This window comes from Acidovorax cavernicola (assembly GCF_003581445.1).
The window spans coordinates 87,293-96,294 of sequence record NZ_QXMN01000025.1; the positions used below are offsets into that span (position 1 = coordinate 87,293).

At 70.4% G+C, this 9,002-nt stretch carries 9 protein-coding genes; 6 read left to right on the forward strand and 3 right to left on the reverse strand.

Annotated elements, in window-relative coordinates:
• The first annotated feature begins 10 nt into the window (after positions 1-10).
• The 5 genes from D3H34_RS19520 (at position 11) to D3H34_RS19540 (ending at position 5,724) form a co-directional block, all read left to right on the forward strand.
• Positions 11-1,105 carry a sensor histidine kinase gene (locus D3H34_RS19520; RefSeq protein ID WP_434057699.1) on the forward strand — a complete coding sequence of 365 codons (1,095 nt, stop codon included), beginning with the start codon at positions 11-13 and terminating at the stop codon, positions 1,103-1,105.
• Positions 1,102-1,851, forward strand: a complete 750-nt coding sequence (locus D3H34_RS19525) for a LytR/AlgR family response regulator transcription factor (protein ID WP_119555898.1) — start codon at positions 1,102-1,104, stop codon at positions 1,849-1,851. Before D3H34_RS19520 ends, D3H34_RS19525 begins: the two co-directional genes overlap by 4 nt.
• Complete coding sequence (locus D3H34_RS19530; RefSeq protein ID WP_119555899.1) at positions 1,848-3,134, forward strand: AI-2E family transporter; 1,287 nt, start codon at positions 1,848-1,850, stop codon at positions 3,132-3,134. The genes D3H34_RS19525 and D3H34_RS19530 overlap by 4 nt, the downstream gene beginning before the upstream one ends.
• A 72-nt stretch (positions 3,135-3,206) precedes the next feature.
• On the forward strand, positions 3,207-4,388 hold the full coding sequence (locus tag D3H34_RS19535) for an acetyltransferase domain-containing protein (protein WP_119555900.1): 1,182 nt from the start codon (positions 3,207-3,209) through the stop codon (positions 4,386-4,388).
• A 40-nt stretch (positions 4,389-4,428) separates the two neighbouring features.
• On the forward strand, positions 4,429-5,724 hold the full coding sequence (locus D3H34_RS19540; protein ID WP_119555901.1) for an OprD family outer membrane porin: 1,296 nt from the start codon (positions 4,429-4,431) through the stop codon (positions 5,722-5,724).
• Positions 5,725-5,742: 18 nt separating this feature from the next.
• On the opposite strand, the gene D3H34_RS19545 is transcribed toward D3H34_RS19540, so the two are convergent.
• Positions 5,743-6,201, reverse strand: a complete 459-nt coding sequence (locus D3H34_RS19545; RefSeq protein ID WP_119555902.1) for a winged helix-turn-helix transcriptional regulator — start codon at positions 6,199-6,201, stop codon at positions 5,743-5,745.
• 118 nt (positions 6,202-6,319) lie between these two features.
• Between D3H34_RS19545 and D3H34_RS19550 the strand changes: the two genes are divergently transcribed.
• Positions 6,320-7,261: a nitrilase family protein gene (locus D3H34_RS19550; protein WP_119555911.1), complete on the forward strand. Its 942-nt coding sequence runs from the start codon at positions 6,320-6,322 to the stop codon at positions 7,259-7,261.
• On the opposite strand, the gene D3H34_RS19555 is transcribed toward D3H34_RS19550, so the two are convergent.
• Positions 7,231-8,511, reverse strand: coding sequence for an MFS transporter (locus D3H34_RS19555; protein WP_119555903.1), 1,281 nt, complete (start codon positions 8,509-8,511; stop codon positions 7,231-7,233). The genes D3H34_RS19550 and D3H34_RS19555 overlap by 31 nt on opposite strands.
• Positions 8,498-8,998: a GNAT family N-acetyltransferase gene (locus D3H34_RS19560; RefSeq protein WP_119555912.1), complete on the reverse strand. Its 501-nt coding sequence runs from the start codon at positions 8,996-8,998 to the stop codon at positions 8,498-8,500. Before D3H34_RS19560 ends, D3H34_RS19555 begins: the two co-directional genes overlap by 14 nt.
• Positions 8,999-9,002: the final 4 nt, after the last annotated feature.

Below are 9,002 nucleotides of genomic sequence, written 5' to 3' on the forward strand. Positions count from 1 at the left end.
TGGTCACCCGATGGATCTGATGTCTGCGATGCGCAACCCGGCGATTTTATCGGCCAGCTCCCCCTCCACGTCCGCCTCCTCGCCGGAACGCGCCCGCGCGCCCTTGCGCGGCGCCCCGGCGCTGTTCGACGCCTGCCAGATCGGCGTCGTGCTGCGCACCGTGGTGTTCGTCGAAGCGGTGGTGGCGGTGGCCACGCTGTTCGTGGTCGGCACCTTCGGCGAATGGCTGGTGCAGGCGGCCACGGTCACCGGCGGCGCGCTGCCCGCCACGCTGCTGTGGCTGGTGGCGGCCTGCGGCCTCAAGAAGCAGTTGCGGCGCCTGCCGCGCCCCTGGCAGTACGCTGCGGGCGCCGTGCTGGGCGCGGTGGCCTCGCTCTACGGCTGCGGCCTGCTGCGCCTGACCGGCGTGATCGCCAGTGGGCCCTGGCTGGCCAGCGCGCTGGCCGGTGCGCTGTTCGCGGGGCTGGTGATGGCGGCGATGGTGCTGCGCGCGCGCGGCCAGACGCCGGCCGCCACCACGGCCCGGCTCGAAGAGCTGCAGTCGCGCATCCGCCCGCACTTCCTGTTCAACACGCTCAACAGCGCCATCGCGCTGGTGCGCGAAGAGCCGGCCAAGGCCGAGACCATGCTGGAAGACCTGGCCGAGCTGTTCCGCCAGGCCCTGACCGTGCCCGGCGAATCGGGCACGCTGGCCGACGAGATCGCGCTGGCCGAGCGCTACCTGGCGATCGAGCAGGTGCGCTTCGGCGACCGCCTGCGCATCCGCTGGGACCTCGATGCCGCCGCCAGCGACGCGCGGCTGCCGCCGCTCCTGCTGCAGCCGCTGGTCGAAAACGCCATCAAGCACGGCGTGGAGCCCAGCCCCGACGGCGCCAAGCTGCGCATCCGCACCGAGCGGCGCGGCGGCATGGTCGTGATCGAGGTGGTCAACAGCCTGCCGCCGCTGCGCTGGGCCGACGAGCCGCTGCCGCGCGGCCACGGCATCGCGCTGGACAACGTGCGCGAGCGCCTGCGCCTGCTGCACGACATGCAGATGCAGTTCAGCGCCGGCATGGACCAGAAGAATTACCGCGTACGCATTGCCATTCCCGCCGGATCCTCATGAGCCTCAAGACCCTGATCGTCGACGACGAAGCCCTGGCCCGTTCGCGCCTGCGCACGCTGCTGCGCGACTGCACCTCGCCCGCCGCCGCGGTGACGGCCGAGGCCTCGCAGGGCGAAGAGGCATTGGCGCACCTGGCCGCGATGGACCTCGACCTCGTGCTGCTCGACGTGCACATGCCCGGCGTCGACGGCATCGAGGTGGCGCGCGCGCTGCGCAGCCGGCCCGATGCGCCGGCCGTGGTGTTCGTGACGGCGCATGCCAGCCACGCGGTCACGGCCTTCGAGCTGGAGGCGGTCGACTACCTGACCAAGCCCGTGCGCGCCGAGCGGCTGCAGCAGGCGCTGCAGAAGGTCGAGCGCTTCCTGAAGGAGCGCCGCGCGGCCCAGCCAACGGAAGCCACGCCCGAGTCCGTGCTGATCCAGGACCGGGGCCGCGCCGAGCGCGTGCCGCTGTCCGAGGTGCTCTACCTGAAGTCCGAATACAAGTACCTCACGGTGCGCACGGCCACGCGCAGCCACATCCTCGATGGCTCGCTCAACGATTTCGAGGAGCGTTACCCGCACCGTTTCCTGCGCGTGCACCGCAACGCGCTGGTGGCGCGCGCGGCGATCCGCGCGCTCGAGCGCTACGACGACGGCGAAGACGCCGAAGGCTGGGCGCTGCGGCTGGACTCGGTGCCCGAGCCCGTGGCGGTGTCGCGCCGCCAGCTGGCGGCGGTGCGCGAGATGCTGAAGGAATCGCGATGACCGATGAGACCGCGGGCAGTCCGAAGCCGCCGCCGGAGCCCCGGCCCCCGGCGGCCGAGGTGCCGCCGCCCGCGCCGCAGCCTCCGCCGGCCGAGCCTGCACCTGCACCGCCGGCCCCTGCGCGGGCCGGCGCAGGCGATGAACCACCGGGCGACGACACCACCTCCGCCGCGCGCCGGCGCTTCGTGCTGCACATGCCGGTCGATGTGCGCAGCGCCTCGCTCGTCGTGCTGGCCGTGCTCGCCAGCGTCTTCGCGCTGCGCTGGGGGCAGGCCGTGTTCGTGCCGCTGATGCTCAGCCTGATGCTGAACTACGCGCTGTCGCCGTTGGTCGAGCGCCTGCACCGCTGGTGGGTGCCGCGCTGGATCGGCGCGGCGGTGATCCTGCTGGGCCTGTTCGGCGGGCTGGGCTGGACCGGCTATTCGCTCTCGGGCAGCGCCTCGCAGCTGCTCGACTCGCTGCCGGTCGCGGCGCAGAAGCTCGGCCAGGCCATGCGCCGCAACAAGAACGCCAGCGCCACGCCGCTGGACAGCGTGCAGCAGGCGGCAGCCCAACTGGAGAAGGCGGCCGAAGAGAACTCCGCCCGCGTCGCCGCGCGCAAGGGCGTGGCGCGTGTCGTCATCGAGCGGCCGGGCTTCAATGTGCGCGACTACCTGGTGAGCGGCACGGTCGGCCTGCTCAACGCGATGGGGCAGCTCACGCTGGTGGCCTTCCTCACCTACTTCGCGCTGTGCTCGGGCGACACCTTCCGGCGCAAGCTCATCAAGATCACCGGGCCCAGCCTGCAGAAGAAGAAGGTCACGGTGCACGTGCTGGACGACATCACGCGCAACATCGAACGCTACCTGCTGGTGCAGATCCTGGTGAGCGCGCTGGTGGGGCTCGCCACCGGCCTGGCGTTCTGGCTGATCGGCGTGGAGAACGCGGCCGTGTGGGGAATCATCGCGGCCGTGACCAACCTCATTCCCTACATCGGCTCGGTGATCGTGCTGGTGGCGGCGGGGCTCATGGCCTTCCTGCAGTTCAGCAGCATCGAGATGGCGCTGCTGGTGGGCGGCGTGTCGCTGGCCATCCACACGGTGGTGGGCAACCTGCTGATGCCCTGGCTCACGAGCCGCACCAGCCGCATGAATCCGGTGGCGGTGTTCGTGGGCGTGATCTTCTGGGGCTGGCTGTGGGGCATCTGGGGGCTGCTGCTGGGCATCCCGATCACCATGGTCATCAAGTCGATCTGCGACCGGGTGGAAGACCTGCAGCCGATCGGCGAGCTGCTGGGCGAATAGACCGGGCCTTCCCTTCAGGAAAGTGCGCCGTTCGGTGCTATAAATTATTGCGAATATATTCGCAATAATTCAATGCCCGACGTTTCATTCGCTTCCTTGCCGCCCCGGGCCATCGCCCCGGCGCGACTGCTCTCGATCGACGCGCTGCGCGGCCTCGTGATCCTGTTCATGCTGCTGGACCACGTGCGCGAGACCTTCTACCTGCACCACCAGGTGCCCGACCCGATGGTCGTGGCGCAGACGCCGCCCGCGTTGTTCTTCGGCCGCCTGCTGGCGCACCTGTGTGCGCCGGTGTTCGTTTTCCTGACGGGGCTGTCGGCCTTCCTCTACGGCGCGAAGCACGCGGACGGCCGCGCGGCGGCGTCCTCGTTCCTGTGGAAGCGGGGCCTGTTCCTCGTGCTGCTGGAGGTCACGCTCGTCAACTTCGCGTGGACCTTTCAGTTCCCGCCGGCCACCGTGTTCCTGCAGGTGATCTGGGTGATCGGGCTGTCGATGCTGGCGCTGTCGGCGTTGGTGTGGTTGCCGCGCCAGGCGCTGGTCGTGGGGGGCGTGGTGCTGGTCGCGGGGCACAACCTGCTCGACGGCGTGCACTTTCCCGTGGGCCATGTGCTGCACGTGCCCTGGGCCGTCTTGCACGACCGGGGCTGGATCGAGGTGTCCGACGCCCTGAGGCTGCGCACGTCGTACCCGCTGCTGCCCTGGATCGGCGTGATCGCGCTGGGCTACGTCGCCGGGCCGTGGTTCCTGCCCGGCGCCGATGCAGCGCAGCGCCAGCGGCGGCTGCTGGCGTGGGCCGTGGGCCTGCTTGCGGGCTTCGTGCTGCTGCGTGCGCTCGATGTCTACGGCGACAAGCCCTGGTCAGCCGGCGACAGCGCTGTGACGACCGTGATGGCCTTCCTGAACGTCACCAAGTACCCGCCTTCGTTGCTGTTCATCGCGCTGACGCTCGGGGTGGGGTTGTGGCTGCTGCGCGTGTTCGAGCGCCGGCAGGGCGCGGCGTGGCTTGCGCCGCTGGCTGTCTTTGGCGCGGCGCCCATGTTCTTCTACGTGCTGCACCTGTACGTGCTCAAGTTCCTCTATCTGACGGCGAAGGCGATCTGGGGACCGAACCAGGGCCAGCTCTTCGGCTTCGATGCCGTGTGGATGGTGTGGCTGACCACCGGGGTGCTGGCCTTCGCGCTGTACCCCGCCGTGCGCGCCTTCGCTGCCCTGAAGGCGCGGCGCCGCGACATCGCGTGGCTCAAGTACCTGTGAGCGGTTGGCGATGAGGCGGGTCTGCGGGGCTGCCCTCGCCATGCTGGGCACTTCCGCCCTGGCGGCCGAAGGCGGCGGCTTCGTCGAGGACACGCGCTGGCGTGTGCTCCAGCGCAGCGTGTACGAGAACCGGAGCTACCTGCACGGCGACCGCAGCAACGGCGGACGCAATGCCGTGCTGCCGAAGGCGCGGCGCAGCGATCACGCGCAGGAGTGGGGCTACGGCGTCATGGGCACCCTCGCGTCCGGATTCACGCCGGGCTGGATCGGTTTCGGCGTGGACGCGCATGTCTCGCTCGCGCGCAGTCTCGACGGCGACGACTTTCGCGTCGGCAAGATCCGCATGCTGCCGGTGGACGGCGCGGGCTTTGCGCAGGACGGCATCGCGCGCGGCGGCGTCACGCTGAAGGCGCGCATCTCCGCCACCGTGCTGACGGTCGGCGAGCAGCGCGTCAGGACCCCGGTCTTCAGTTCGTCCGACACGCGCCTGCTGCCCGAGACCATGCGCGGCTGGCTGCTCACGAGCCGCGAGTTCGACACGTTCACGCTGCAGGCCGGCCGCTTCACCGGCTCGACCGACCGTCATGCGCGCGGCACGAACCACCCGTTGATCGTGAATTACCTCGACCCGAAGTCACCGCGCGGCGACGTGTTCGACTTTGCCGGCGGCACCTGGAAGGGCACGCCTTCGCTCTCGCTCACGGCCTACGTCGCGCGCCTGAAAGACACCTGGGCCACCGGCTACCTGGGGGCCCACTACACGGCGGTGCTGGAAGACAAGCGCGCGTTGTCCTTCGACCTGCACGTGTATCGCAGCAAGGACACGGGCCGCGCGCTGGCCGGCCCGGTGGACACCACCACCGCAAGCCTGATGGCCACCTACGCCCACGGCCCGCACCGCGTGGGCCTGGGCTGGCAGAAGGTCGCGGGCGACACGCCGTTCGACTACGTGACGCGCGGCGCCGTCTGGCTCGGCAATGCGGCGCAGCTGTCCGACTTCAATGCGCCGCACGAGCAGTCGTGGCAGCTGCGGTACGAAGTCGATGCCGCGCGCTGGGGAGCGCCGGGGTTGAGCCTGGGCGCGGCCTACATCCGCGGCAGCGGCATCGACGGCAGCCGCGTGCCCGCGCGCGGGGGCTATGCGTGGCTGGGCTACGGGCAGGGCGGTCGTCATTGGGAACGCGATCTCTGGCTGCGCTACACCGTCCCGCAGGGCCGCGCCAAGGGCCTGGCCTTCCTGCTGCGCTATGGCGAGCACCGCAACAACAGGGCGCAGGCCGAACTCAACACGCGCCAGATCCGCGTGGCGTTGGAGTACCCGATCGGCAGCGACTGAGCCGGGTGCGCCGGTACGTCAGGGGGATGTGACAGGCAGTTTCTGCACCACCGTGTCGGCAGCATCGAGCGGCTTGCCGTCGCGCGTGCGCAGTTCGATCGGCGCCACGGGCTGGCCGCTGTCCCGTTCCAGCAGCACCGAGTGCGGCTCGCCGGGCGCGAACAGGTTCGCCTCGCCCCAGTGCCGCAGGCCCACCACCACGGGGAACAGGCCGCGGCCCTTGGCCGTCAGCGCGTACTCCTGGTAGAGCGAACCATCCGAGGCGGGCACGAGGTCGAACACGCCTTCCTGCACCAGGTACTTCAGGCGGTCGGACAGGATGTTCTTGGCCACGCCCAGGCTCTGCTGGAACTCGCCGAAGCGCCGCATGCCGTCGAAGGCGTCGCGCACGATCAGCAGCGACCACTGGTCGCCGATGAGCTCGAGGGCGCGCGCCATCGGGCAGGCGTCGAACCTCAGACTTTTTCTCCTGGCCATCGTGTGTTTCCTGTGCGTCCCCGGGATGGCGGGATTAGACCGTAGCGTTTGATTGGTTGCAAATTAAAACCAATAGGTCTAGCATTTATCTGGTTTTAATTTGAAACTTGAAATGACCATGACCCTCCAGACCCCCGCATCCCAAGACATTCCCTCCGGCGGCGACGCCGTGCCCGGCCTGCGCGCCAGCCCTGTGCGCGTCGCCGTCGTGCAGTTCGACCCGCAGGTGGGCGTCGAGAACCTCGCGCGCAACGCCGCCGCCGTGCGCGCGCAACTCGAGGCCGCCGTGGCCGGCGGCGCGCAGCTCATCGTGCTGCCCGAGCTGGCGACCACCGGCTACTGCTTCAGCGGCCGTGACGAAGCCTTCGCCCATGCCGAGCCCGTGCCGCACGGCTCGACCGTGCAGGGCTGGGTCGCATTCGCGGCGAAGCACGGCGTCTACCTCGTCGGCTGCCTGGCCGAGCAGGACGGCTGGCAGCTGTTCGACACGGCCGTGCTCGTCGGCCCCGAGGGCTACATCGGCCGCTACCGCAAGACCCACCTGTGGAACAACGAGAAGCTGTGGTTCACGCCCGGCAACGAGGGCTATCCGGTGTTCGAGACGAAGATCGGCCGCATCGGCCTGCTCGTGTGCTGGGACATCTGGTTTCCCGAGACCGCGCGCATCGTGGCGCAGCAGGGCGCCGACATCATCTGCGTGCCCACGGGCTGGGTGTGGACGCCGCCCCCGCTGTACGACGCCAGCGGCGTGTGCATGCCGGCCTACCTGACGATGACGGCCGCGCACGCCAACAACGTCTTCATCGCCACCGCCGACCGCGTGGGCCAGGAGCGCGGCACGGGCTTCATGGGCAACTCGCTGATCGCCGGCACCAACGGCTGGCCGATGGGGCGCATCGCCGGGCCCGAGGAGGAAACCATCCTCTATGCCGACGTCGACCTGGGCGCCGCGCGCTCCGCGCCGATCTGGACGCCGCTGAACGACCTGCACCGCGACCGGCGAACCGATCTGTACGACGCGATGCTGGGCTACCGGGGCGCGCCTGCGCTGCCGCGCTGATCTGCGCTGAGGCGCGCGAAGCGCACGATCATCCACGGCCCGAGCAGCGCCCCGAGCCCGACCGAGCTCCACGCCGCCACCCATGCATAAGTGCTGCCGAAGCCGAAGCGCGCCTGCCCCCAGTCGAGCGCCAGCCCGAACACCCAGGGGCTGAGCGCGCCCGCGCCGAAGCCCATCACCGAGCGCACCGAGAACGCCACGCCGAGCCGGTGCGGCGCCACCACGTCGGCCAGGGCGGTCGAGTAGACCGACGAATCGGCGATGGCGAGCAGGTTGTACAGCGCCGCCATCGCGGCCAATGCCCACAGCGGCCAGGTCCACATCCAGCCGAAGGCGAACGACAGGCTCAGGCTCGCAAGCGTGGCGATCATCATCACGCGCGCGCGGCCCAGCCGGTCGGACGCCGCGCCGCCGACCACGCTGCCAAACACGCTCACCAGATGCGCGAACGCGGCCAGCGCGATGCCCGCCGCCGGCCACGCGCTCGCGCCGCCGCGCGACGAGGCCATGAGGTAGGCGGGCAGCCAGGCCCACAGCGCCATCAGCTCCCAGCAGTGGAAGGCGTAGGCCCAGTTGCCGGCCATCGCCGGCCGGTCGCGCACGGTCGCGTTCAGCGCCTGCAGCACGCCTTCGCGCGGCGCACCGGCGATCCGCGGTGCGGGCGGTTGCATGCGCCGCAGCGCGAGCACGGCCAGCAGCACGCCCATCACCGTGCAGCCTGCCGCGACCAGCAGCCCGGTGCGCCAATGCGCCACCACGCTGAACCCCGCCACCACGGCCAGCGACAGCGCATAGCCCATCGACGCCGCGCCGAGGAACAGCCCCATCGCCCGCCCGCGCACCGCGGGCCCCGCGTTGAGCGAGAGCAGCTGCAGCCCCGGCGTGTACGAGGCGCCCGCGCACAGGCCCGCCAGGCCGTACAGCAGCAGGGCCGAGCGGTGGTCGTGCGCGAAGAGGGCGAAGGCCAGCGCGGCGGCTGCGCCGATCGCGCCGCCGCCCACGAAGATGCGATGCGGCCCGTAGCGGTCGGCCAGCAGGCCCACGGCGAACAGCGAACTCATGTAGCCCACGTGCCAGGCGCTCTGGATGGAGCCGGCCTGCGCGGCCGTCATCTGCCAGTCGTCCCGCATGAACGGCAGCACGCCCGAGTAGGCCGTGACGATCATGCCCTGCAGCAGGCGGCTCGTGCACAGCAGGACGAGCCAGCCGCGCTGCGACGTCTGCGGGGCGTGGGTGTCAGCGCAGTGCACGCTGCATCAGCACGGTATCGACCCATTGGCCGAACTTGAAGCCGACGTTGCGCAGCACGCCGACCGTCTCGAAGCCCAGGCCCGCGTGCAGCCGCTGCGAGCCCGCGTTGCCGCTGTGGCCGATGCACGCCACCATCTGCATGAAGCCAGCTTCGGTGCAGCGGTCGATCACCGCCTGCAGCAGCGCCGTGCCGATGCCGTGCCCGTGCATGCCGGGCGCGACATAGATCGAGTCTTCCACCGTGTGCCGGTAGGCCGAGCGCGCGCGGTAGGGGCTCGCGTAGGCATAGCCGGCCACCTCGCCGTCCTTCAGGGCCACGAGATACGGCAGGCCGCGTTCCAGCACGTCGGTGCGGCGCGCCTGCATCTGCGCGACCGTGGGCACTTCTTCCTCGAACGAGCACAGGTCGTGGCGCACGTAGTGGCTGTAGATGACCAGCACGCGGGCCATGTGATGGGGCTCGGCATCGGCGATGTCGAGCCCCATCACA

Excerpts from the sequence above, each read along its gene's own strand:
- D3H34_RS19520 (WP_434057699.1), top strand. The coding sequence starts at position 11 with ATGGATCTGATGTCTGCGATGCGCAACCCGGCGATTTTATCGGCCAGC.
- D3H34_RS19525 (WP_119555898.1), top strand. The coding sequence starts at position 1,102 with ATGAGCCTCAAGACCCTGATCGTCGACGACGAAGCCCTGGCCCGTTCG.
- D3H34_RS19530 (WP_119555899.1), top strand. The coding sequence starts at position 1,848 with ATGACCGATGAGACCGCGGGCAGTCCGAAGCCGCCGCCGGAGCCCCGG.
- D3H34_RS19535 (WP_119555900.1), top strand. The coding sequence starts at position 3,207 with ATGCCCGACGTTTCATTCGCTTCCTTGCCGCCCCGGGCCATCGCCCCG.
- D3H34_RS19540 (WP_119555901.1), top strand. The coding sequence starts at position 4,429 with ATGCTGGGCACTTCCGCCCTGGCGGCCGAAGGCGGCGGCTTCGTCGAG.
- D3H34_RS19545 (WP_119555902.1), bottom strand. The coding sequence starts at position 6,201 with ATGGCCAGGAGAAAAAGTCTGAGGTTCGACGCCTGCCCGATGGCGCGC.
- D3H34_RS19550 (WP_119555911.1), top strand. The coding sequence starts at position 6,320 with ATGACCCTCCAGACCCCCGCATCCCAAGACATTCCCTCCGGCGGCGAC.
- D3H34_RS19560 (WP_119555912.1), bottom strand. The coding sequence starts at position 8,998 with ATGGGGCTCGACATCGCCGATGCCGAGCCCCATCACATGGCCCGCGTG.